General features: G+C 74.0%; 19 protein-coding genes. 9 read left to right on the top strand and 10 right to left on the bottom strand.

Annotated elements, in window-relative coordinates; translation table 11 throughout:
• Nucleotides 1-585: 585 nt before the first annotated feature.
• A complete protein-coding gene (locus tag ACIO5D_RS33205; protein WP_400799691.1) occupies nt 586-1,143 on the top strand; it encodes an SMI1/KNR4 family protein in 558 nt (185 codons plus the stop codon).
• A 6-nt stretch (nt 1,144-1,149) separates the two neighbouring features.
• Here ACIO5D_RS33205 and ACIO5D_RS33200 read toward each other — a convergent pair whose 3' ends face one another.
• From ACIO5D_RS33200 to ACIO5D_RS33190, 3 genes are all read right to left on the bottom strand, one after another.
• On the bottom strand, nt 1,150-1,572 hold the full coding sequence (locus ACIO5D_RS33200; RefSeq protein ID WP_400799688.1) for a hypothetical protein: 423 nt from the start codon (nt 1,570-1,572) through the stop codon (nt 1,150-1,152).
• A 15-nt stretch (nt 1,573-1,587) separates the two neighbouring features.
• A complete protein-coding gene (locus tag ACIO5D_RS33195; RefSeq protein ID WP_400799685.1) occupies nt 1,588-2,253 on the bottom strand; it encodes a universal stress protein in 666 nt (221 codons plus the stop codon).
• Between the two features lie 212 nt (nt 2,254-2,465).
• Nucleotides 2,466-3,137 (bottom strand): helix-turn-helix domain-containing protein, encoded by a 672-nt coding sequence (locus ACIO5D_RS33190; protein WP_363609032.1) that lies wholly within the window; start codon nt 3,135-3,137, stop codon nt 2,466-2,468.
• Nucleotides 3,138-3,498: 361 nt separating this feature from the next.
• Between ACIO5D_RS33190 and ACIO5D_RS33185 the strand changes: the two genes are divergently transcribed.
• The 7 genes from ACIO5D_RS33185 to ACIO5D_RS33155 all read left to right on the top strand — a co-directional run bounded on the left by ACIO5D_RS33185 (nt 3,499) and on the right by ACIO5D_RS33155 (nt 11,474).
• The gene (locus ACIO5D_RS33185) at nt 3,499-5,058 is read left to right on the top strand and encodes a carboxyl transferase domain-containing protein (RefSeq protein WP_400651285.1); all 1,560 of its coding nucleotides are present in this window, start codon (nt 3,499-3,501) and stop codon (nt 5,056-5,058) included.
• A 469-nt stretch (nt 5,059-5,527) separates the two neighbouring features.
• On the top strand, nt 5,528-5,896 hold the full coding sequence (locus ACIO5D_RS33180) for a transglycosylase SLT domain-containing protein (protein WP_400651282.1): 369 nt from the start codon (nt 5,528-5,530) through the stop codon (nt 5,894-5,896).
• A gap of 273 nt (nt 5,897-6,169) precedes the next feature.
• Complete coding sequence (locus ACIO5D_RS33175; protein WP_363609038.1) at nt 6,170-7,387, top strand: ROK family protein; 1,218 nt, start codon at nt 6,170-6,172, stop codon at nt 7,385-7,387.
• 76 nt (nt 7,388-7,463) lie between these two features.
• Nucleotides 7,464-8,489, top strand: coding sequence for a hydroxyacid dehydrogenase (locus ACIO5D_RS33170; RefSeq protein ID WP_363609040.1), 1,026 nt, complete (start codon nt 7,464-7,466; stop codon nt 8,487-8,489).
• Nucleotides 8,490-8,492: 3 nt separating this feature from the next.
• Nucleotides 8,493-9,803 carry a sulfatase gene (locus ACIO5D_RS33165; protein WP_400799682.1) on the top strand — a complete coding sequence of 437 codons (1,311 nt, stop codon included), beginning with the start codon at nt 8,493-8,495 and terminating at the stop codon, nt 9,801-9,803.
• 215 nt (nt 9,804-10,018) lie between these two features.
• Nucleotides 10,019-10,945 (top strand): AEC family transporter, encoded by a 927-nt coding sequence (locus ACIO5D_RS33160; RefSeq protein WP_400756835.1) that lies wholly within the window; start codon nt 10,019-10,021, stop codon nt 10,943-10,945.
• A 178-nt stretch (nt 10,946-11,123) separates the two neighbouring features.
• On the top strand, nt 11,124-11,474 hold the full coding sequence (locus ACIO5D_RS33155; RefSeq protein ID WP_363609045.1) for a hypothetical protein: 351 nt from the start codon (nt 11,124-11,126) through the stop codon (nt 11,472-11,474).
• Nucleotides 11,475-11,496: 22 nt separating this feature from the next.
• On the opposite strand, the gene ACIO5D_RS33150 is transcribed toward ACIO5D_RS33155, so the two are convergent.
• The 7 genes from ACIO5D_RS33150 to ACIO5D_RS33120 all read right to left on the bottom strand — a co-directional run bounded on the left by ACIO5D_RS33150 (nt 11,497) and on the right by ACIO5D_RS33120 (nt 21,368).
• A complete protein-coding gene (locus tag ACIO5D_RS33150; RefSeq protein ID WP_400799679.1) occupies nt 11,497-13,560 on the bottom strand; it encodes a hypothetical protein in 2,064 nt (687 codons plus the stop codon).
• Nucleotides 13,561-13,603: 43 nt separating this feature from the next.
• The gene (locus tag ACIO5D_RS33145) at nt 13,604-15,424 is read right to left on the bottom strand and encodes a dipeptide ABC transporter ATP-binding protein (protein ID WP_400651276.1); all 1,821 of its coding nucleotides are present in this window, start codon (nt 15,422-15,424) and stop codon (nt 13,604-13,606) included.
• Entirely contained in the window at nt 15,421-16,263 is an 843-nt protein-coding gene (locus ACIO5D_RS33140) for an ABC transporter permease (RefSeq protein WP_400799677.1), read from the bottom strand. Before ACIO5D_RS33140 ends, ACIO5D_RS33145 begins: the two co-directional genes overlap by 4 nt.
• Nucleotides 16,260-17,219, bottom strand: coding sequence for an ABC transporter permease (locus tag ACIO5D_RS33135; RefSeq protein WP_363609053.1), 960 nt, complete (start codon nt 17,217-17,219; stop codon nt 16,260-16,262). The genes ACIO5D_RS33140 and ACIO5D_RS33135 overlap by 4 nt, the downstream gene beginning before the upstream one ends.
• A 53-nt stretch (nt 17,220-17,272) precedes the next feature.
• A complete protein-coding gene (locus tag ACIO5D_RS33130; RefSeq protein WP_400799675.1) occupies nt 17,273-18,838 on the bottom strand; it encodes an ABC transporter substrate-binding protein in 1,566 nt (521 codons plus the stop codon).
• Between the two features lie 83 nt (nt 18,839-18,921).
• Complete coding sequence (locus ACIO5D_RS33125) at nt 18,922-19,734, bottom strand: polysaccharide lyase (RefSeq protein WP_400651270.1); 813 nt, start codon at nt 19,732-19,734, stop codon at nt 18,922-18,924.
• 62 nt (nt 19,735-19,796) lie between these two features.
• Nucleotides 19,797-21,368: a DUF3604 domain-containing protein gene (locus ACIO5D_RS33120; protein ID WP_363609058.1), complete on the bottom strand. Its 1,572-nt coding sequence runs from the start codon at nt 21,366-21,368 to the stop codon at nt 19,797-19,799.
• Nucleotides 21,369-21,666: 298 nt separating this feature from the next.
• Here ACIO5D_RS33120 and ACIO5D_RS33115 point away from each other — a divergent pair, with 298 nt between their 5' ends.
• Nucleotides 21,667-22,659 (top strand): hypothetical protein, encoded by a 993-nt coding sequence (locus ACIO5D_RS33115; protein ID WP_400651267.1) that lies wholly within the window; start codon nt 21,667-21,669, stop codon nt 22,657-22,659.
• Nucleotides 22,660-22,714 lie beyond the last annotated feature (55 nt).

Here is a 22,714-nt window from a genome sequence, read left to right as displayed (position 1 = left end):
CCGAATGTAGAGCGCCAGGCCCGGGTTGAACGGACTCTCCCTACTGAAAGTAGGACGTGCTCCTGTAGCACCACTGACGCCTGACGAGGAATCATCCCCCTCGCGACAAGAAGAACACTACCAGCCCAGAACACCCACCCGAACCCGCCCGCGGCCCGTACGGAAACCCCCACGGAAACGAACAAGGCCCGGCACCAGAAACGGCACCGGACCTCACCCGAATGTAGAGCGCCAGGCCCGGGTTGAACGGACTCTCCCTACTGAAAGTAGGACGTGCTCCTGTAGCACCACTGACGCCTGACGAGGAATCATCTCCCTCGCGACAAGAGGAACACTACCAGCTCGGAACACCCACCCGAACCGGGGGAGAAACCCCCATGACGGCCACTCACTCCACCCCGCCGAAGCCGCCCGGCCGCGGCGAGCGGCACGTACACAACAGCCGGCGGTCGAGCGCTGCTCTTGCAAAGCAGCTGTCGGCGGTTCGAAGCCGCGCCCGCATCTGATGGCCGCGCACACCCTCGCAGCGACGGGTGCCGGGACAGTGGTCGGTCAACTGCCGTACGGAGGTGGCAGGATCGGCGTATGAGTGAGGATGCGCTGGTGGAGCGGGTGCGGGTGCGGGCGGCGGAGGACGGGGAGGAGTTGGGCGCGGGGGTCGGGTCGGCGGAGGTGGCCGGGGTGGAGGCGGTGATCGGGTTCGCGCTGCCGCCGTTGCTGCTGCGGTTGTACCGGGAGGTGGGGAACGGCGGGTTCGGGCCGGACGGCGCGATGCTGCCGCTGAGCGGGGAGGAGCCGTCGGTGGTCTCCGTCTACCGGGGCGAGCGGGCCCGGTCGGACGAGGCGGCCGGGGTGGAGGAGGACGGGCCGCACTGGCCGGCCGGGGTGCTCCCGGTACTGGACTGGGGCTGCGGGATGTACGCGGCCGTGGACTGTCTGCGGCCGGGCGCGCCGGTGCTGCTGTTCGAGCCCAACGCCGTCGGGGACGACTGGGCCGACGCGTGGTTCGAGGACGCGCCGTCGCTGGCGCAGTGGCTGGACGGCTGGCTCGACGGGGCCGGCTGGTGGGAGGAGGAGGCGACGGCGGACGAGTCCCGGGTGATGGAGCCGTGGCCGGACGCGGCCGCGCGGATCGCGGGCTGACGGCGGTCAGGCCGCCGGGTGCCAGTCGCCGTCGTGGTGGCGCAGCGGCGGGGCGGGCAGGCGGACGGGGTGCGCCCGACGGCGTGGAAGGGCGGCGAGGAGCCGGGTAAGAAGTGCGGCGAGCAGGGCGGCGGCCGTGAAGAGGAGCAGGTGCCCGGTCTCGGCGGCCGGGCCGGACCAGCCGAGGGCGCCGTGGCGGTGCTCGACGAAGCCGTTGTGGAAGAGCCAGGTGGCCAGGCCGATCAGCGGGGCGGCGGCCGGACGGGAGTGCCGGCCGAGTGCGGCGCAGAGGGCGGCGTATGCGGCCAGGGCGACCCAGGTGGGACGCAGTTCGCCGAGGACGGCGAGGACGGGCAGCAGCGCGGCGGCGGCGACCAGGGCCACCGCCCCGGACACGGCAACCGGCAGGCGGTAGGGGCGGGACTGCATCGCGGCGTCGCCTCCTCAGCGCCCGGCGGAGAGCAGGCCGGTCTCGCCGCCGGTGCCGAGAAGCGGGCGCAGGCGGGTGTGGTGGCGGCGTTCGAGGGCTTCGAGTTCGCGTTGCAGGGGCGGCTTCGGGACGGCCAGGACCGGGCAGACCGCGTGCCGGACGCAGTAGGCGGTGACGGACGGGCGCAGGGCGCGGGCGATCGCGCCACGGCTGCCCGCGCCGAGGACGAGGAGGTCGCCGGGCCGGTCGGCGGAGCGGACCAGCGCCTGGCCGGTCTCGCCGCGTACGGCCTGGCTGGACAGGCGCACCCCGGCGAAGGCACCACCGAAGGCGTCGTCCAGGGCCTGGCGCAGCCGGGCCGAGGCCGCGTCGCGGCAGGCGGTGAGCAGGGGCGGGCACGGTGAGCGGCGGTATCCGAACTCGCCGCCGGCCGGGGTCCAGCAGTGCACGGCGAGCACGTCGGCGTCGATGCGGCGGGCCTCGGCGACGGCGTGGTGCAGAGCGGCGATACTGCCGAGCGAGCCGCTGACCCCGACCACGATCCGGCGGCGCCCGTCCGGCCCGCCGCCGTCCTCGTCGGCCGACCGGTCGGCCGGCGTCCAGCCACCCGCCGTCCAGTCGTCCACCGGCCGTTCGTCGGCCGGTTCGTCCGCGTTGCTGCCGGCGCCGTTGTCCGCCATGCCCTGCCTGCCCCTCTGGCTTGCGCTGATGTGTGCGGGTTCCAGCAAAGCCGGGTGCCCGGGGCGGGGGCCGTTCGTTGACGGAGCCCTGACGTGGACGGCACCGATCCGTACGCGGTCCTGACACCGGGGGCGGCGCGTCCGGCCGAGGGCGTGCCCGGCAGCACGCGCCGGGCGTTCGCCGTCGGGCATCAGGCGTCAGGCGTCAGGCGTCACGCATCAGGGCTCTCGGCCTCCCAGAGGTCGGCGAACATCTTGTCCAGGTGCTCCTCGCCGATCGGCGGTACCGGCAGCGGGTGGGTGGCCTGCGCACGGAAGCCGTCCAGCAGCAGGGCGAGGTAGCGGCGCCAGAGGTCCGGGCGCAGTTCGGCGGTGGCGGGCAGCGCGCGGCAGAGCGGGCCGAGCATGAAGAGCAGGTCCATGGTGACGACGTCGGCGCGCATGCTGCCCTGCTGCTGCGCGCGGGCGACGAGCGCGCCCACCGTGGCGGCGTTCTGCCGACTGATCTCGATCATCCCTGGGATGGTGGGGATGGCCTGGGTGACCAGGTCGTTGATCCCCCGGTCGGCGGCGACCAGTTCGAAGATCCGGCCGAAGTACCGCTCGATGGCGCCCCAGGCGTCCGCCGCCGCCAGGGCCTCCTCCCCCGCGCCGGCCAGCACCGCGGCGGCGTCCGCGAACACCTCTCCGATCAGCGCCTCCCGGGTCGGGAAGTGCCGGTACAGCGTGGCGTTGCCGACCCCGGCCTCCTTGGCGATCTGGTCCAGCGGCACGTCCAGTCCGCGCCGGGAGAACAGGTCGCGGGCGGTGGCGAGCAGCAGGTCGCGGTTGCGCTGCGCGTCGCGGCGCAGCCGTCCGGGGGGGTTCGCGCTGCTGGCTGCCATGGGTCCGACCCTAGCAACCGGCGGTACGGCCGCGGCCTGCCCGACGGCCCGGGCGGGGCCTGGTCCAGCGTCATCGTGGGCGGTGGAACCCCCTCACCGCTTCTGCTCCGATCGCGCCGACGGGCGACGAACGCTTCCGCCGGATCGCGGTCCTGCTCTTTCCCGGGGCGAGGAGTTGGATGCGATCGGGCCCTGGGAGGTCCTGGCGTACTGGACGCGCACTTTCCCTGAGGACGGGCCGCCGAACCTGTCGGGCCGCTCACACGCGCACGTCGCTCCGGGACGGGCGGGGGCGGTGCTGCGTAGGGTGGATCTTGTCGGTGCGCGGAGGCCGACGACTCGTGAGGGCGGGGGCAGGGCGATGGGTACCGGAACTTCACTGACGGCGCATCAGCTCATCGGGGCGCTGGTCGACCCGGGCGGCTTCCGGAGCTGGGACGAGCCGCTGGACGGGGAGCCGGCGGACCCGGGCTACCGGGCCGCGCTGGCGAGGGCGCGGGAGCGGACCGGGGTGGACGAGGCGGTGCTCACCGGAGCCGGGCTGATCGCCGGGCGGGCGGTGGCACTCGTGGTGTCCGAGTTCGGCTTCCTCGGCGGGTCGATCGGGGTGGCCACGGCCGAGCGGATCACCAGGGCCGTGGAGCGGGCGACGGCCGAGCGGCTTCCGCTGGTCGCGCTGCCGGTGTCGGGCGGAACGCGGATGCAGGAGGGGACGGCGGCCTTCCTCTGTATGGTGCGGATCACCGCCGCCGTGCAGGCGCACCGGGCCGCCGGGCTGCCGTACCTCACCTATCTGCGCAACCCGACCATGGGCGGGGTCTTCGCCTCCTGGGGCACGCTGGGGCAGCTGGTGTTCGCCGAGCCGGGGGCCCGGCTCGGCTTCCTCGGGCCTCGGGTGTACGAGGAACTGCGCGGGGTGGAGCTGCCCCCGAACGTGCAGCGGGCCGAGACGCTGGCCGGGCGTGGCCTGGTGGACGCCGTGGTGGCGCCGGAGGAGCTGCGGGAGGTGCTGCGGCGGTCGCTGTCCGTCCTGACGGCACACCCGGCGACGCCCGGTGAGGCGAGCGGTGAAGCCCGGCAGGCCGACGAGGCCCGCGGTTCAGGGACCGCCCACGCACTCGGCCGGCCCGGGCCGGAGCCCGCCACGCGCCCGGACGCCTGGGAGTCCGTCCGGCGCACCCGGCGGGCCGACCGACCGGGCACCCGCGAGCTGCTGCGCCGCACCGCCGGCGAGCTGGTCCTGCTGGACGCGCCCGGCGGCCGGGACGGGGCACTGGTACGGGCGCTCGCCGTGCTGCACGGGCGGCCGGCCCTGGTGGTCGGACAGCAGCGGCCGGGCCCGACCGGGGAACGCCCCTTCACCGCCGCCGACCTGCGCGCCGTACGGCGGACCGCCCGGCTGGCCGAGGAGCTGGGGCTGCCGCTGGTCACGGTGGTGGACACGGCCGGCGCCGAACTGTCCGCGCAGGCCGAGCTGGACGGCGTCGCGATCGAGATCGCGCACTCCCTGACCACCCTGCTCGCCCTGCGGACGCCGGTGCTTGCGGTGCTGCTCGGCCAGGGGTCGGGCGGGGGCGCGCTCGCTCTGCTGCCCGCCGACCGTGTGCTCGCCGCCGAGCACGCCTGGCTCGCGCCGCTGCCGCCGGAGGGCGCCTCCGCGATCGTCCACCGGGACGGCGGGCATGCCGCCGAGCTGGCCCGGGCGCAGGGCATCGGCGCGTACGACCTGGCCGGTGCCGGTCTGGTCGATCTGGTCGTCCCGGAGCTGCCGGACGCCGCCGAGGAACCGGCCGCGTTCTGCGCACGGCTGGGGCGCGCGGTCGGATCGGCGCTCGGCGAGCTGGCCGGAGCCCCGGAGCCCGAGCGACTCGCCGCACGGGCCCGGCGCCATCGTCGGCTGGGGGACGTGCTCGCGCGCTGAGGCGGGTGTGGCGCCGGTCTCAAGCGGCCGTAGATCACCGGCACACACCGTGACGATGACGGGCCGGCCGGTGACGGCCGCGGTGGGGTGCCCGGTGAGTGCGCTCACACGGAATTGACGTCCACGACGACCGGTAGTGGTGCCCGGGCGCAGCCACTAGCACGCGTACGGACTAAACCGTCTGCCCAGGTCAGCGGCCACAAGCGACAGCGCCTAGCCGCTCCTTCGAATCCACGGCACCAGCCCCTGATACGACGGTGGGTCGTAACCAGGGGGTCTTGGCGACTGCCGATCCGGCATGCCAACAATGGCTCAGTCAGCCGCTCCGGCCCCTGTCCCGCCAGATCCGGCTTCCCGCCAAGTCACGCCCCGCGACCTTACGGCCCCTGTCCGGCCATGGTCGAGACGGGGTGTGACACGGCCCAACCCGATTGAGGTCTTGTTCCTTATGCCCGCTTTCAAGCTCCGTATGCGTACCTCCGCCGCTGTTCTCGCCGGCACCGCCGGTCTGACCGCCCTGGGCGCCGGCCTGATGCCCGCCACCGCCTCGGCCGCCACCCCGCAGTCCATCGCCGCCCAGATCGTGCCGGCCAACCAGCTCGCCTCGTTCAGCCAGATCATCGCCCACGAGTCCAGCTGGAACGTGACCGCGACCAACGCGAGCTCGGGTGCGTACGGCCTGGCCCAGGCGCTACCGGGCTCCAAGATGGCCTCGCACGGCGCGGACTGGATGACCAACGCCACCACCCAGATCAAGTGGGCCCTGGACTACATGAACTCCCGCTACGGCAGCCCGAACGCCGCCTGGTCCTTCTGGCAGAACAACCACTGGTACTAAGCCGCCTGGCGACTTACACCCGACTTCAGACCACTGTCCCCCCTCACCCCGGGGTCGGACAGGGATCACCGGGGTGACCGAGAGGGCCTGTGCACGCGCGATCCGCGTGCACAGGCCCTCTCGCCGTGTGCGGATGCTCCCGCCCGGTCCGGTTCCGGCGGCAGCCCCGCGGCAGTCCGACGGCGGTCCGGCCGGTAGCGGGTCGGATATATTCGGGCCGAGACAAAGTCCCGACCGCTCGGGCCCCACCCGACCAGGCCCGAGGAGCACCCGGTGCCCCAGTCCCCGCGCACTCCGGCGACCGCCACCACCCAGACCGTGGCCCAGGTCAACCAGACCGTGCTGCTGGAGGTGCTGCGGCGGCACGGGTCGCTCTCGCGGCAGCAGCTGGCGGCCGAGAGCGGGCTGAGCACCGCCACCGTGCACCGCCTGGTGGAGGTGCTGCGGGCCGAGGGCGCCGTGCTCGTGGAGGCCGAGCGGGCGCCGTCCAGCGGCGGGCGCCCGCCCCAGCTGATCCGCTACAACGCGGGCGCGCAGACCGTCCTCGCGGTCGCGATGCGCCCGCGCCGGATCATCGGCGTGGTCACCGACCTGCACGGCACGGTGCTGCACGAGGCCGAGCACCACTGGGCGGACCTCGGACCGGAGCGGGGCCGCGAACCCGCCGCCGAGGACCTCACCGGCCCGCTGCTGGCGCTGGTGGACGGCCTGCGGGAGTGGGCCGGGCGGCACGCCGGCGCGCCGCGCGCGCTGGTGGTCGGGGTGCCCGGGGTGGTGCGGGACCGGACCGGGCTGGTGGAGTTCGCGCCCGCGCTGGACTGGCCGGGCATGCGGCTTCGCGCGCTGCTCCAGCAGCGGCTGGGCATCCCGGTGGCGGTGGAGAGCAATGTGAACCTGGTCGCACTCGCAGTCCAGCACGGCGAGGCGGGCACCGGGGTGAGCGACCTGGCGGCCGTGGTGGTGGGCATCGAGGTCGGCGCCGGGATCGTCCTCGGCGGCCGGCTGCACCGGGGGCGGCTGGGCTCGGCCGGGGCGCTCGGCCATCTGATGACCGACCGCCGGGCGCTGGACCGGCCGCTCGGGCGCACCGGTGACACCCAGTCCCGGGTCGGCGACCACGCCGTGGACCGGCGGATCACCGAGGCTGGGCTCACCGTCTCCGGCACCTCGGCCGAGCGGGTCGCCGAGCTGTTCCGGCTCGGCCGGGCCGGGGAGCCGGCCGCGGTCCGGCTGGTCGACGAGTTCACCGACGACCTGGCCCTGCTGGTGGCCAACCTCAGCACCGTGCTCGGGCCCGAGCTGATCGCGCTCGGCGGGCGGCTGTTCTGGGAGAGCGGGGGCGAGATGCTGCCCGCCATCGAGTCCCGGCTGCAGGGCCGGGTGCCGGTGCTGCCCCGGCTGATGGTGGTGCACTCGACCACCACCGAGCTGGTCGGCGCGGCCGCGGCCGCCGTCCGGCTCGCCGACGGGGCCACCTTCATCACCCGGTAGCGCTCGCTCCTCCACCCCCTCCCCTTGCCGCGCCTCTCCCGGCTCCACTATTTCTCAATGTGATAGAAACTCATCCGTGGGCACTCGACCAAAGGAGACCCGGATGTTCGCGGCCGCCTTCGCGATGGACCCTGAGCGCTTCTCCGACGTCTACGGGCCCGAGGCCCGCGCCCGGGTCGCCGCACAGGCCGAACTGATCGCGGACCCGGCCGCCCCCGGCGGGGTCTGGAGCGCCGACCGGCTGGCCGCCGAACCGGCCGCGCTGCGCGGGACCGAGGTCCTGCTCACCGGCTGGGGCGGCCCCGTCCTGGACGCCCCGGCACTCGCCCGCCTGCCCCGGCTGCGTCTGGTGCTGTACGCCGCCGGCTCGGTGCGCCGGATCGCCGGCGAGGCCTTCTGGGCGGCCGGCATCCCGCTCGTCACGGCCGCCCACGCCAACGCCCTGCCCGTCGCCGAGTTCACCGTCGCCCAGATCGTCTACGCCCTCAAGGACGGCTGGCGGCACGTCCTGGCCGCCCGCGCCGCGCGCACGGCCGTCCGGGTCGGCCGGGCGCCGGGCGCGTACGGCTCCACGGTCGGCGTGCTCTCGCTCGGCGCCACCGGCCGGCTGGTCTGCGAACGGCTGCGCGCGTACGACGTGCGGGTGATCGCCCACGACCCGTACACCGAGGCACCGCCGGGCGTCCGGAGCGTCGGGATCGAGGAACTGTTCGCCACCGCCGACGTGGTGACCGTCCACACCCCGCTGGTCCCCGAGACCAGAGGGCTGGTCGGACGGCGGCTGCTGGCCTCGATGAAGCCGGGCGCCACCCTGGTCAACACCGCGCGCGGCGCCGTCCTCGACGAACCCGCCCTGCTCGACGTCCTGACCCGACGGCCCGACCTGTTCGCGGTGCTGGACGTCACCGATCCGGAACCGCCGCTGCCCGGCTCGCCGCTGTTCACACTGCCCAACGTGGTCGTCACCCCGCACCTCGCCGGCAGCCAGGCGCTGGAGCGCCGACGCCTCGGGGACCTGGTGGTCGGGGAGTTCGAGCGCTGGGCGGCCGGCGAGCCGCTGCGCTGGGCGCTCGACCGGCACACCTACGAGCGGATGGCCTGACCCGTGACGGACACCCGGCAGCCTGACATTCTGGTCGTCCTGACCGACCAGCAGACCGCCGACGCGATGAGCGCGGCGGGCAACCCGCACCTCGCCACGCCCCACATGGACGCGCTGGCCGCCGTCGGCACCCGCTACCGCCAGGCGTACTGCGCCCAGCCGCTCTGCACACCGTCCCGGGCCAGTCTGCTGACCGGCCGACTGCCCAGCACCCTGGGCGTCACCGGCAACAGCAGCGGCCCGGAGCCACTGCTCGGCCGGCTCTTCGCCGAGGCCGGCTACGACTGCGGCTACGGCGGCAAGTGGCATCTGCCCGAGCTGGACCTGCCGGACGGCCGGGGCTTCCGGCGGATCCACCCCGCCGGGGACGACGCCGGACTCGCCCACGCCGCCGCCGGGTTCATCCGCGAGCCGCGCGAGCGCCCGTTCCTGCTGGTCGCCTCGTTCCTGGAACCGCACGGCATCTGCGAGTGGGCCCGCGGCCAGGACCCGCGCACCGGCCCGCTCCCCGCGCCGCCGCCCGTCGAGCAGTGCCCGCCGCTGCCCGCCAACTTCCCGCCCGCGCCGTACGAGGCCCGCCTCCCCCGTCTCGCCCAGCAGGCCTGGCCGCACACCCACCCGACGGCGCAGTGGCGCGAGGACGACTGGCGGCGCTACCGCTACGCGTACTACGCGCTGGTGGAGCGGGTCGACCGGCACCTCGGGCTGCTGCTGGACGCGTTGCGCGAGCGGCCCGGCGGGCGGGAGACCGTGGTGGTCTTCAGCTCCGACCACGGCGACGGCGCCGGCGCCCACCGCTGGAACCAGAAGTGGGCACTGTACGAGGAGTCGGTGCGGGTGCCGTTCCTCGTCGCCGGGCCGGGTGCACCGGGCCCTGGCGGCCAGAGCGGCGACGCCGCCGCCGGGGCGGTCAGCGACCGTCTGGTCTCCACCGGGCTGGACCTCGTCCCGACCCTCTGCGACCTGGCCGGCGTCACCCCGCCACCTGGGCTGCCGGGCCGCAGCGTCCGCTCCCGGGAGCCGCGCGAGACCGTCGTCGTGGAGACCCGCTGGGAGCTGCCCGGCTTCAACAACGCCCTCGGCCGGATGATCCGCGACGAGCGGCACAAGTACGTCTGCTACGCCTGGGGCGACCACCGTGAGCAGCTCTTCGACCTCACCGCCGACCCCGGCGAGATGGTCAACCTGGCCGTGGACACCCGCCATTCGGCCCTGCTCGACCGCTTCCGCGGCCTGCTCGACGAGCACTGCGCCCGCACCGCCGACCCGTTCGCCCGGTTCGTCCCCACGGCGCCCACCAAAGAGCATGATTGACGGAGCGTCAGCCGGAGTCCAGGCCGAGCAGTGCGTACGGGCGGCCGCCCTTGTCGACCTGCCCGGCATGGGCGCGCCGCGCGATCGTCTCCACCTCGGCCAGGCTCAGATGCTCCACCGGGTCATGGTAGGCGGAGCGGGGTCTGATTGACTGCGGCAGGTGGCGGGCGACCCCCGCGACCGCCCGGCACGCCGTTCTCACCACCCGAGGAACCATGCCCAGCCTGCACCCGCTGCTGTCCGGATTCGCGCCGATCTGGGCCCTCACCGGGGTCGGCTACCTGGTCGGCCGCACCGGGCTGCTCGGGCCGCAGGCGGAGTCGGTGCTCAGCCGCTTCGTCTTCCATGTGGCCATGCCGGCCGCGCTGTTCCTGATGATCGCCCGGGCACCGTTGGACCGGTTCGCCAATCCCTCGATGCTGGCCTTCGCGGCCGGGACGGCGGTCGCGACCGGTCTCGGGCTGCTCGCCTCGTCCCTGCTGTTCCACCGGGGGCTCGGCGAGCGGGTGATCAGCGGGATGGCGGCCGGGTACGTCAACTCGGCCAATCTCGGGATCCCGGTGGCCGTACAGGTGCTCGGCGACGCCTCCTTCGTGGCGCCCGTGGTGCTGTTCCAGATTCTGCTCGTCACCCCGGCCGTGCTGACCGTCCTCGACACCGGGACGGCCGGTCGCCGGGCGGCGCTCACCCTGCCGCTGCGCAACCCCATCCTGCTGGCCGCCGCCCTCGGCGCGCTGGTCTCCGCCCTCGGGTGGCAGCCGCCCACCGAGCTGAACCGTTCCTGCGAACTGCTCGGCGGCGCGGCCGTACCCACCGCTCTGGTCGCGCTCGGCATGTCCCTGCACGGCCGCCCGCCGGCCACCGGCACCGCCCGGTACGCGGAGGTCGGGGTGACGGTCGCGGTCAAGACGCTGATACAGCCGCTGGCCGCGTTCGCCGTCGGGGCCTTCCTGCTCCACCTGCCCGCGCACCAGCTGCTCACCGTCGTCCTGTTCTCGGCCCTCCCCACCGCGCAGAACGTGTTCGTCTACGCCCGCGAGTACGGGCAGGGCACGGCGCTCGCCCGGGACGCGGTGCTCAGCTCCACCCTGGTCTCGATGGCGACCCTCTCGGTGGTCGGCTGGGCCCTCGGACCGTCCTGACGGGGTGACGGTCCGGATGCCGGCCTCTGCCCCGGATACCGACGGCCGACCCGGATGCGGGCCCCGAAGAAGCAGGCGTACCCGCCACCCGTACACGGGCCGACAAAATTCCCTCGTGACGCGTACAAGATGGTGGAAACCACCCACCTCCGGCAGCCCGGGTGGGATGCTGACGCGCATGACTCACGCGTCCCACGCACCTGTCGAAAAGCGCCACTGCCCGGCCGTCGTGGCACTCCCCCAGGCCGACATCGACCACTTCAACAACGTGCCGCACGCTGCCTTCATGATGGAGTCGCGGCTGCGCTGCGAGCTCGTCGCCGGCCACCAGGGCACCCACTCCGCGCTGGTCCAGGGCGTCGGGTACGACCTCCACTGGGCCTCCTGGCCGCAGTACGTGGTGGAACTGGCCCCCCGCTGCCCCGCCGTGGCCGACGAGGAGGAGGAACCGGTGCCCCCCGCCGAGCACGAGATCTGTCTGCTCCGCGAGGGCCACCCCGGCGACCACTACGGGGAGACGTGGTTCTGAACCGCCCGGCGGACGGCCGGGGTCAGCGGTCCCGGACGGCGATCAGCTCCCGGCCGCGCAGCGTGTACAGGAGACCGCGGTCGTCGACGGCCACCCTGGCACCGCTGTACCACTCGGCGTCCACCTGGACCAGGACGGTGGCGGCCAGCGTGGCCGGGTCCAGCCGGAACAGCGTCCGCTCGCTGATCCCGTACAGCCGGCCGGCGGCCACCAGCAGCCGCGGGTTGGCCGAGGTGATCGCCCGCAGGTCGGCACGGGCACCGATCACCGGGGCCGTCCACCCGTCCCGGCCCCGCCGGGCGGTCCGCAGATCGGCCGCGAAGGCCTGCCCGTTGACGGTGATGCCGTACAGGGTGGGCCCGTGCACCACCAGGCTGCTGATACCCGAGCCGAAGTCCGTTCCGGTCCACCAGAGTTCACGCCCGGCCACCGGGTCCCAGGCGGCCAGGTCGCCGCGCGGGCCGGTGGTCCTGGCATTGTCGCCGCCGAGGAAGGCCTGGCCGCGCCCGGCCGCCACCGCGCGCACCAACTGCTCGGCGCCCAGCGGATCGACGTGCACCGTCGGCCGCCCGCTGCCGGGCCGGTAGGTGACGAAGGACCCGCCGCCCGTGGTGTCGGCCTGGACACCGAGCAGCAGCAGACGGTTCTCCTCGTCCCAGCGGATCACCTGCGGACGGTTCTGCTCCTGCGGCAACGCCGCCTCCTGGACGGGGACTTCGTCCGAACCAGGGCGGTAGCGCCAGATGCCCTGGGAGGAGTAGACGCCCAGGTAGAGGGTCTCGTCGTCGAGAATGACGGTGTCCTTCGCCTCCCCGGGCACCGGGAGCTTGTGCACGGTGCCGGCGTCGAGGTCGTGCAGCGCGACCGAGCCGTTGCCGCCCACGTACACCCGGCCGTTGTGGGCCGCCACCGACATCCCGAGCTGCGCCTCGGCGGGGGCGCCGGCCTCGACCAGGTCCCGGGTGGTGACCGCGCCCGTGCCGGTGGCGAGCGTCCAGGCGGTACCGCCCTCGGTGACGCCGACCAGGGTGTCGCCGATCCGGCCCAGGCCCCAGGAGTTGCCGTCCGGCACGGGGGTGGCGAGCTGCTCCAGCGTGCCCGCGCCGAGCCGGTAGCGCCAGACGATGCCGCGCTCGGTGGAGGTGAACCAGACGGTGTCGCCCAGGCGTTGGAAGTTGGTGATGCTCTTGGTGCCGGGCACCGCGAAGGACCGCAGCACGGCGTGGGTCACCGGGTCGAGGAAGGCGACGTGCGCGGGCTTGCCCTCGGTGCTGACGGCGAGCAGGTCGTCGCCGAGGACGGCGATCTGCCGGACGATGGTGTCGTTCACCAGGTCCGGCGGGGTGATGTCGACGGCCCGGCCGCTCACCCGGTCGACGGCGTACAGGGTGGCCAGGGTCGCCCCGCCGCCACCCGCCAGGTTGCTGCCGACACCGAGGTAGGCGTGGGTGGCGGTGGCCTCGACCGCCCGGCCCTGGGTGGCACCGGGCGCGGGCGAGGCGACCTCGGTGACCACACCGGTGGCGGGATCGTAGGCGTACAGACCCGGCCCGGCCGCACGGCCCTTCTGCCGGCCGGTCGCGTACACCACGCCGTCGGGGGCGACGGCCACGTCCCGGACGTCCGCGCCGGGGACGTTCGCCAGAGCGTGCACACCGCCGTCGGCCGGGTCGAAGCGGTAGAGGTTGACGGCCTGGGGCGCGTCGGTCACCCCGAGGTAGAGTGCGCCGCCGTGACCGGCCGAGCCCTGGACGAAGTTGCCGGTCGGCAGCACCGCGGTCGCGGTCACCCGGCCGGTCGGCAGGTGGTAGCCGACCACCTTGGCGGGCGCGAGGTTGCGCGAGCCGATCCAGAGCGTCTCGCCCAGCAGCGTGGCGCTCATCAGCGGGAAGTCCGCGTTGCCGGGGCCGAGTCCGGTGACCCGGGGGGTGCCGGACGGCTGGGCACCGAACGGCCGCGGAACGGGCGGCTGGGCACCGGACGACGAGGCGGCGGCCCGGGCGGGCGCGACGGGAAGGGCGCTCAGGGCGGCGACGGAGCCCGCGCCGAGCAGGAGCCGGCGGCGGGAGGGGTGTGCGGCGGACATGGGGGGACAGCACTCCTGGCGTGAGGTCGGGACGCGGGTCGGATCAGTGCAGGGCGGCGGCGAGCAGCTGCCGGGTGTACGGGTGCGCGGGCGCGCCGAACAGCTCGTCGGCGGGGGCGTGTTCGACCACCCGGCCGTGACGCATCACCAGCACTTCGTCACAGAGGTGGCGGACCAGGGCGAGATCGTGCGAGATGAAGACCAGACCGACACCGGTCCGTTCCCGCAGATCGGCGAAGAGGTTGAGGATCTGCGCCTGGACGGAGACGTCGAGCGCCGAGGTCGGTTCGTCCGCGACCAGCACCTCGGGGCCGACGGCCAGCGCCCGGGCGATCGCCACCCGCTGGCGCTGCCCACCGGAAAGCTGGTGCGGCCGGGCGTCGAGCAACCCCGGCGGCAGGCCGACGAGTTCGCAGAGCCCGGCGACCCGGCCGGGCAACTCCGCCTCGCCCGCGAGGCCATGGGTGACCAGCGGCTCGGACAGCACCTGCCCGATCGTCATCCGGGGGCTCAGCGAGGCGTACGGGTCCTGGAAGACGAACTGCACCCGGCGCCGCAGCGCCCGTTCCTCGCTCGGCGGCACCTCCGACCAGGAGCGGCCGCCGACCCGGACGGTGCCGCCCTGTGGCCGGAGCAGCCCGAGCAACGCCCTGGCCAGGGTGGACTTGCCGGAGCCGGACTCGCCGATCACCCCGACCGCCCGGCCGGGCGCGGCCGTCAGGCTCACCCCGTCCAGTGCGGGCGCGCCGGGGCCCCGGCCGAACGCCCGGCGGCCGTACCGGACGGTGAGGCCGTCGGCCACCAGCACGGGTTCGCCGGCCGGTGGCGCCGGGCGCCGGACCGGCACGGCCGCCACGGGCAGCGGCAGTCCGGCCGCCGGGACATGACAGGCGAACCCCCGTTCGCCCGAACTCTCCCAGGCCGGAGGCTCGTTCGCGCAGCGCTCGGTGGCGGCGGCACAGCGCGGGGCGAACGCGCAGCCGGGCCGGTCCTCCCCGGCGGCGGGCGGGCTGCCGGGGATCACGGTGAGCGGGCGGCCCAGCGGGCCGTCCAGGCGGGGCACCCCGGCCAGCAGACCCGCGGTGTAGCGGTGCCGGGGCTGCGCCAACAGCCTCTTGGCGGGTGCCCGTTCGGCGATCCGTCCGGCGTACATCACCTGGACGGTGTCGCAGGTCCGGGCGACCACCCCGAGGTCGTGGGTGATCAGCAGGACGGCGGTGCCGGTCTCGTCCCGCAGCCGGACCAGCAGGTCGAGGATGCCCGCCTGGGTGGTGGGGTCGAGGGCGGTGGTGGGCTCGTCGGCGATCAGCAGGTCGGGCCGGTTGGTCATCGCCATGGCGATCAGCACGCGTTGGCGCATCCCGCCGGAGAACTCGTGCGGGCGGTCGCGGAAGCGGCGCTCCGGCTCGGGGATGCCGACCAGGTCGAGGAGTTCGAGCGCGCGGGCCCGGGCCTCGGCCCGGCCAGCGCCGTGCACCCGGGCGGCTTCGGCCAGTTGGCGGCCGATCGGCATCCGCGGGTTGAGGTAGGCGAGCGGGTCCTGGAAGACCATGCCGATCCGGCGGCCGCGAACGGCGCGCATGCCGGGTTCGGGCAGTGTGAGCAGATCGGTGCCGTCGAAGCGGACGGCGCCGCCGGCCGTCCCGCAGCCGGGCGGGAGCATCCGGTTGACGGCCAGCGCGGTGAGCGTCTTGCCGGAGCCCGACTCCCCCACCAGGCCGAGGATCTCGCCCGGGCGAAGGGTGAAGTCCACCCCCCGGACCACCTCGGCGCCGCCCGCCGTGACGCGCAGGCCGTCCACCTCCAGCAGCGCGCGGGCGGCGGGCGCCGCGGTCGGGGCGGCGGTGGTCTCGGTCGCGGTCACCGCAGTTTCTCCCGGTTGAACGAGTCGGCGAGCAAGGTCAGCCCGAACACCAGCAGGCCGAGCAGGACGACCGGCGCGAGGGCGTAACCCGGCTCCAGGAACAGGTACTTGCTGCCGGTGTTGATCATCGTGCCGAGCGAGGGCGTGGGCGGCTGGATGCCGAAGCCGAGCACGCTCAGCCCGCCCTCGATCTTCGCGGCGTGCGCCATCCCGACGGCCAGCAGCGCGGTGGCGGCGTCGGTGACGTTCGGCAGGACGTACCGGCGCAGGGTCCGCCCGCGCGGCACGCCGAGCACCCGGGCGGCCACCACGTGGTCGCGGGAGAGCTGCGCCAGCAGGGCGGCCCTGGCCTGCCGGCCGAACGAGGGCAGGGCGCTGAGCACGATCGTCGCCACCACGCTGCCCAGCCCCGGCCGGACGATCAGCGCGATCGCCAGGCCGAGCAGCAGACCGTGGAAGCCGAGCAGCAGGTCGAAGAGGCGCTGCACGGCCTCGCCGAGCAGCCGGTTGAGCCCGCCGAGCAGCCCGAGCAGGGTGCCGAGAACGGCGGCGACCGGCACCGCCAGCAGGCAGACCAGCAGCTCGATCCGCACCCCGTACAGGGCCCGGACCAGGAGGTCGCGGCCGACCTCGTCGGTGCCGAGCGGGTGTTCCCAGGACGGTCCGGCGAGCGCGTCGGGGCCCTGCCGGTAGGGGTCGGCGGAGAGCAGCAGCGGGCCCAGCAGGCCGAGCAGCACCACCAGGGCCACCAGCACCGCCCCGGTGCGGCCCTTGCCGCTGCGCAGGGCGGCGGGCAGGAGGGGCCGGGCGCGGCGTCGGACGGGTGCGGCGGTGGTCATCGGGCCTCCCCGGTGCCGGCACGGGCGATCCTCGGGTCGAGCCGGCCGACCAGCAGCTCGGAGCCGAGCTGGACGGTGACCGCCACCGCGACCGCGAGCATGATCAGGGTCTGGGCGACCGGGTAGTCGCGCTGGTTGATCGCGTCCAGCAGCAGCTGACCGAGGCCGTGCCGGGCGAACAACTGCTCGGCGACCACCGCTCCGCCCAGCAACTCGCCCAGGTTCAGTCCGAATTCGACAAAGAACGGGGCCAGGCTGTTGGGCAGCACATGCCGCAGCAGGATCCGCCGGGGCGGGGCGCCCTTGGCGATCGCGGTCAGCACGAACTCCTCCTGGCGGGTGCGCCGGATCTCGGTGGCCAGCAGCCTGGCCAGCACCACCGAACCGGGCAGCGCCAGCGCGACGGCGGGCAGCGCGAGGTACTGGACAGCGAGGTCCGGCGCGGCGAACAAATCCTTCTCGCCACCGGCCGGCAGCACCCGCAGCAGGACGGCGAAGACGAACACGAAGAGCACGGCGGTGACGTACACCGGCAGCGCCAGCACGGCGGTGGTGACCGGGTCGAGGGCCCGGGCCAGCCGGCCGCGCCGCTCGGCGGCCAGCGCGGCTCCCAGCAGCAGCCCGAGGACGAGCATCAGCAGGCCTGCGGCCAGGGCGAGTTGGATGGTGCTGCCGAGACTCTGGCCGATCATCTTGGTGACCGGCTCGCGGTAGCGGAAGGAGAGTCCCGGGTCGCCGGTGAGCAGTCCGCGCAGCCAGGTGAGGTACTGGACGGGCAACGGCCGGTCCACTCCCAACTGGCGGCCGAGCTGCTCGCGCTGCTCCTGGTCGGCCTCGGCGCCGAGCGCGGCGGAGACCGGGTCGCCGGGGGCCAGGTGCAGCAGCAGGAAGACGGCCACCGAGGCGAGCCAGAGCGTGGCCAGCGCTCCGGCGGCCTTTCTGGTCCAGTACGGCACGGGGTTCTCCGGGGTTCGGTGGAGGGGTGCGGGTGGAGGGAGCTCGGGCTCGGTCAGCCGTCCCGGCGGGTGTCCGTCAGCCGCAGGTAGCCCAGGGCGCTGGTCGCCACGTCGTGCACCGAGGAGGCCAAGGCGTAGGTCTCCCAGGCGTGCGCGAGCGTGATGTGGAACGACTGGGCGAGCAGGTACTCGGAGAGCTCGTGATTGACGTCCGCCCGGGCCTTCTCGTCGACGGCCGCGAAGGCGCGGCTCTGCAACTCGGCGAAGGCGGGATCGGTGACGTGCGAGGTGTTCTTGCCGACCTGGAGCGGGCCGGAGACGGTGATACCGCTCAGCGGCGAGACGCTCACCATGCCGTGGTTGGCCACGAACAGGCCCTCCAGCGTGCCCTGCTGGATCTTCGGCTGGATCGCCGCGTTGTCCAGCAGCTGGACGTCGACCCCGAAGCCGGCCTGCTCCAGGTCGAACTTCACCAGCTCGACCAGCGAGGCGAAGACCGGCGAGTTGGCGGCGGTGAGCGGTACCCGGGCACCCTCGGCACCGGCCTCCTTCAGCAGGCCCCTCGCCTTCTCCGGGTCGTGCCCGTACCGCTTGACCTGGTCCGGGGTGACGCCGAGCGTGTTGGACGGCCAGGGCAGGCTGCTGGCCTCGGCGCTGCCGCCGTAGACCTGGCTGACGATCCGCTCGCGGTCCACCGCGTACTGGAGCGCCTGGCGGACCCGGATGTCGTCGAAGGGCTTGGTGGCGATGTTCACGCCGAGGAAGGCCTGCTGGTAGGAGGCCTTGGCGGACTGCACGGTGAAGCCGGGGTTGCCCGCCAGCACCTTGAGGTCGCGGCCGGGCACCGCGCCGATCAGCTGGGCCTGGCCGGACTGCAGTGCGGACAGGGCGGCCTGACTGCTCGTCACCGAGCGGATGGTGATCCGTTCGAACCGGGGTCGGCCGCTCTGCCAGTAGCGGTCGTAGCGGGCCAGGTCGAGCTGGTTGCCACCCTTGAAGGACTGCCAGGTGAACGGGCCGGTGCCGTTCACCTTGTCGGCGGCCTTGCCGTCCACGTAACTCCGCGCGTCCACCACCGGGTTGAAGGCGAGCGCGTCGAAGAGGTTGCTGGTGGGCCTGGCCAGGGTGAGGGTGACCTCGTTCCCGGCGCTGGCCCGGATGTCCGCCAGTCGCTCCAGCAGCGGCTTGACCTGGGAGGTCTTGGCGGCGCCGACCAGGGAGAACACCACGTCGTCGGCGCTCAGCGCACGCCCGTCGTGGAAGGTGACGTCCTCGCGCAGCTTCAGCACCAGCTTGAGCCGGTCGGCGCTCCACTCCCAGGAGGTGGCGAGCCACGGCACCGGCTGGAGGGTCTGCGGGTCGAGGTCGACCAGCCGGTCCAGCACCAGATTGACGAAGGCGGGCGTGTCGGGCCCGCGGTGGAGGAGCTGGGTCGGGTCGGGGGCGCTGCCGTAGACGATCTGCAGGTCGGGCGCGGAGGCCGTGGCGGACGCGCCCTTGGCACCGTCGGCGGCGGGATCGGTGGCGGAGCGGCAGCCCGCCGCCAGCAGGACCGCTCCGGCGCTCAGGCCGAGAAATCCTCTTCGGGGCAGGGCGTGCCGGTGGGCCGCATCGCTCATGGTGCTACTACCTCTTGGTGGTTGGGGTTCGGCGGGGCAGGCCGGGCGGGCTCCGGGGAGAGCGGATCCCGCCCGGCGCCGGTTCAGTACTTGGTGACGACCACGCTGTCGCTGTAGAGCACCACGTCCGGTCCGCCCGTCGGGTACGGGATGTTCTTGGCCGGGTTCCAGTTGGCGCGGTAGATACCGGTCTTGAAGTACGGTGCCTGGTTCTGGTGGTAGTTGTTGAGACCGTTGTAGGCACCGACCTGCACCCCGTCGCGCAGGACGGTGATCGCGCCCGGGGTGGCGTCGGTGGACCAGGTGATGTCGAAGGCCCACTGGTTCCAGTGCCCGAACTGCACCGTGCCGAGCGGGATCACGGCTTCCTGGACGGTGGTCGGATCGGTCAGCCAGTGCACCTTGAGCCGCCAGCTGCCGTCCTTGACGGTGAGCGCGATCGGCGGCTTGGTGTCGCTGCCGTCGGCGAGCGGGTAGCCGTGCCACTGGGCGACGATGGTCTCGGTGGAGGTCTGCGCCCAGTCGGCGGGCAGGTAGTCGGCCAGGGCGAAACGGTAGCTGCCCCAGCCGAGGGCGTTGACGGCGACCTCGGCGCGGTAGGACTGCCCGTCGTTGGGCACGCTGAACCGGGCGGCCTGCCCGGTGCCCCCGGCGGGCGCGCCGGTGACGGTGATGGAGCCGTTGCCGTCGATGCGCTGGCGGGTCCAGTTGGCGACGGTGCCGGACTCGAAGTCGTCGGCGAAGACGACCGAGGCGGCCGTAACGGCACCAGCCGCCGAGGGGACACCGGCCGCCGTGGCGGCGTGGGCGGTCCAGGCGGGTGCGGCGGTGACGCCGAGGGCCAGGGCGGCGGTGAGGACGGCACCGGCGAGGCGGCGCTGGGGCTGGCGGGACATGGGTCGGGTTCTCCTCGGGGCGTACGGACGGGTGACCGGGGTACGGCCGGCCGACGGCTGCGTCAGCCGGCCCGGCGACAGGACCGCGTCGCCGGCCCTACCCAGGTCGGGCTCGACCAGGCCCACTGGTCGTTCGTCTGCCGGACCCGTACGTGGTAGAAGTCGGCGTCCCCGGCCGGGCGTTCGTCCACCAGGTCCAGTTCGGCGGTGAGCTCGCGGGCGGGCACGGCCCGGTCGAAGCGGTAGGCGCCGGAGACGAACCCGCCGGTGAATCCGCTGCGCGGCCCCTCCAGCAGCTCGGCGACGGACCAGGAGGTGTCGACACCGTTGACGACGGCGGCCAGCCGGGTGCGGGCGTCCCCGGCGACCCGCAGCGAGAAGCCCTGGGTGCTGTCGGTGGCGGTGTTGGGGTTGCCGTCGGTCACGGTGCGCAGCCGTATCTCGGCGGGCCCGGTGCGCTGCCAGTCGGACGGCCGGTGGTCCGCCGGTTCGGCCTCCGCCGGGGCGACCGTCTCGGACCCGCGCAACCTGGGCTGGACGTCCAGCAGTCGACCGCCCTCGACGCGCAGGGTGACGTCCCAGCGGACCGGCTCGCCGCGCCTGCCCCAGCCGACGGCGAAGCCGAGCGTGCCGTCGAATCCGGTGGACGAGCCCTCGCCGCCCAGGAGTTCGTGGCGGCTGACGCGGTGGATCGGGACGCCGTTGCGCAGCACCTCGACATGGTCGAGGGCGTCCCGGCCGTGCACGGTGGCCCGGATCCGGCGGCGGGCCGCGGGGGCGGTCTCGGCGCCCATCGGGGTGTCGTTGACGGAGGTGGCGAGCAGGATGCGGTCGCCCGTGATGGCGTAGGTGCGGCGCTGCTGGATCGCGTCCCAGATCCCGGTGCGGGTCAACTCCGGCGCCCAGACGGCCAGTCGTCCGTGGCCGTGGCTGCCGGGGAAGGCGCTGTGGTGGTCGGTGGAGCCGATCAGGCCGAACCGGTGGCCCAGCCGCAGACCGTGCACGGCGGTGCCGGTGGTGTCGCGTGGGCCCATGGTGTGCAGATAGGCGCGCGGCGCCTCGTCGGACTCGGCGCAGCCGTGCATCGACATCATCTCCACCACCGGGGCGAACTCCTCGGTGTAGGTGGACCAGTTGATGCCGCGCCGTCCGGTGCCGTAGCCGATGTGGTGCGGGATCGCCCAGGTCCGGACGCCCTCGGCGGCGAGCCGGCGCAGCCGGGCGCGCAGTTCCTCCAGACTGCCGGCCCGGATGATCTCGCCGCGCGGGCCGTCGAAGTACACGCAGTGGTCGCCGTAGGCGAGGCTGTGCCACTCGAAGGACTGGAAGGTGACGAAGCGCCCGTCCTGGTGGGCGGCGGCGGTGACCTCCTGAACGTGCTCCCAGCGCCGGGCGAGCCGGGCGAAGCCCTCCGTGTGGTAGTCCACCAGGGAGGCCAGTTCGGGGGTGCGTTCGGGCAGGTCGTGCCACCAGCCGTGGCCGGTGACGCTGGCGAAGTCGAGCTGGAGCCGGGCGTTGGCGTAGGCATCCTCGATGGACCCGTGGCCGTAGCTGATGCCGCAGTGGTTGTGGATGTCGCCGACGTACAGGCCGAGACCGCCGTAGCCGGGCGCGTCGGTGGTGGGGGCTGTCATCGGGTCGGTCGTCCTCTGCGGTCTTTTCGGGGTGCCGGTGCGAGGGTCGCTGACCCGACATTTGATTGACTCTGAGAAGAAGTCTTTCCCGATCTTCCGGAGGTGGTCAAGGCCAGAGCGGTCGGTGTTGTCCGATCGCCACAGGGTGAAACACGGGATTCACAGAAGCCCGCAGGCCACACAGGGAGGCGCCCAGGCCACGGCCTGGCGGTGGCGATGGGCGCACCATCCCCTACTTTCTATCGATCTGATAGAAACTGCCGGAGCCCATCACCCGCCTCGACAAGGACGGTCCACCGTGTCCCCCACCGCTCTGCCCACCCCTCCCGACCTCGGCGGCTCGATCGTCGTCCGCGCCCCCGAACGGCCCGATCCCGGCTACTGGGCCGGCTGCCCGAGCATCCGCTATGAGGCCGACCGCGACCGTTTTCTGCTCACCTACCGCGAGCGCCGCCCGCGCGGCCTGGACGGCGGCGCGGGCGGCGGACGCGACCGCGGCTGGCGCTGCGCGGTGGCCGAGAGCACCGACGGCGTCGAGTTCCGGGACCTCTGGTCGGTGGAGCGCGCCGAACTGGATTCCCCCTCGATGGAACGCTTCGCCCTGCTGCGGCGCGACGGCTCCTACCTGCTCTACCTCAGCTACGTCGACCCGGCCGACAACCGCTGGCGCATCGACGTCGTCCGGGCCGACTCCCCGGACGCCTTCGACCTCGCCACCCGCACGCCGGTGCTCACCGCGGCCGGCACCGGCACCGAGGGCGTCAAGGACCCGTACCTGCTCGAACACGACGGCGCCGTCCAGCTGTTCGCGACGGTCTCCCGGGCCCGGGCGTTCTCCCCCGAGGAACGCGCCGCCGCCCACGCCGACGCCGACATCCACACCACCGGCCTGACCGTCCAGCCGAGCGCGCTCGCCGTCTCACCGGACGGTCTGCGCTTCACCGCCCCGGCGGGCCGGGGTTCGGAGGTGCTGGACGTGGGCGCGGGCTGGGACGCGTACGAGTCCCGGATCACCGCCGTCCTGCCGGACGGCCGGGGCGGCTGGCTCGCGCTCTACGACGGCTCCGCCGACGCGGGCGGCAACTACGAGGAGCGCTGCGGCCTCGCCGTCTCCACCGACCTTCGCGACTGGCGGCGGCTCGATGAGGACGGTCCCTGGCTGGGCGTCCGCTACGCCGACGTGGTCGCGGCCCGGGGCAGTTGGTACCTGTACTACGAGCAGACCCGCGCGGACGGCGCGCACGAACTGCGGGTCGCGGTGCTGGACGAGTTCGCCGGGCTGCGGCCGTAGCGGACCGCGACCCCGACGAGCCGCAGACGCCGGGGGCGTGGCCCGGGAGCGTGGC

The organism is Kitasatospora sp. NPDC087315 (genome assembly GCF_044744345.1).
Lineage (GTDB): Bacteria > Actinomycetota > Actinomycetes > Streptomycetales > Streptomycetaceae > Kitasatospora.
This window is presented reverse-complemented; position numbering and strand designations above follow the sequence as displayed.

What these genes read in the sequence shown, in the direction of transcription:
- ACIO5D_RS33205 (WP_400799691.1), top strand. Translation starts at nt 586, where the DNA reads ATGAGTGAGGATGCGCTGGTGGAGCGGGTGCGGGTGCGGGCGGCGGAG.
- ACIO5D_RS33200 (WP_400799688.1), bottom strand. Translation starts at nt 1,572, where the DNA reads ATGCAGTCCCGCCCCTACCGCCTGCCGGTTGCCGTGTCCGGGGCGGTG.
- ACIO5D_RS33195 (WP_400799685.1), bottom strand. Translation starts at nt 2,253, where the DNA reads ATGGCGGACAACGGCGCCGGCAGCAACGCGGACGAACCGGCCGACGAA.
- ACIO5D_RS33190 (WP_363609032.1), bottom strand. Translation starts at nt 3,137, where the DNA reads ATGGCAGCCAGCAGCGCGAACCCCCCCGGACGGCTGCGCCGCGACGCG.
- ACIO5D_RS33185 (WP_400651285.1), top strand. Translation starts at nt 3,499, where the DNA reads ATGGGTACCGGAACTTCACTGACGGCGCATCAGCTCATCGGGGCGCTG.
- ACIO5D_RS33180 (WP_400651282.1), top strand. Translation starts at nt 5,528, where the DNA reads ATGCGTACCTCCGCCGCTGTTCTCGCCGGCACCGCCGGTCTGACCGCC.
- ACIO5D_RS33160 (WP_400756835.1), top strand. Translation starts at nt 10,019, where the DNA reads ATGCCCAGCCTGCACCCGCTGCTGTCCGGATTCGCGCCGATCTGGGCC.
- ACIO5D_RS33155 (WP_363609045.1), top strand. Translation starts at nt 11,124, where the DNA reads ATGACTCACGCGTCCCACGCACCTGTCGAAAAGCGCCACTGCCCGGCC.
- ACIO5D_RS33150 (WP_400799679.1), bottom strand. Translation starts at nt 13,560, where the DNA reads ATGTCCGCCGCACACCCCTCCCGCCGCCGGCTCCTGCTCGGCGCGGGC.
- ACIO5D_RS33140 (WP_400799677.1), bottom strand. Translation starts at nt 16,263, where the DNA reads ATGACCACCGCCGCACCCGTCCGACGCCGCGCCCGGCCCCTCCTGCCC.
- ACIO5D_RS33130 (WP_400799675.1), bottom strand. Translation starts at nt 18,838, where the DNA reads ATGAGCGATGCGGCCCACCGGCACGCCCTGCCCCGAAGAGGATTTCTC.
- ACIO5D_RS33125 (WP_400651270.1), bottom strand. Translation starts at nt 19,734, where the DNA reads ATGTCCCGCCAGCCCCAGCGCCGCCTCGCCGGTGCCGTCCTCACCGCC.
- ACIO5D_RS33120 (WP_363609058.1), bottom strand. Translation starts at nt 21,368, where the DNA reads ATGACAGCCCCCACCACCGACGCGCCCGGCTACGGCGGTCTCGGCCTG.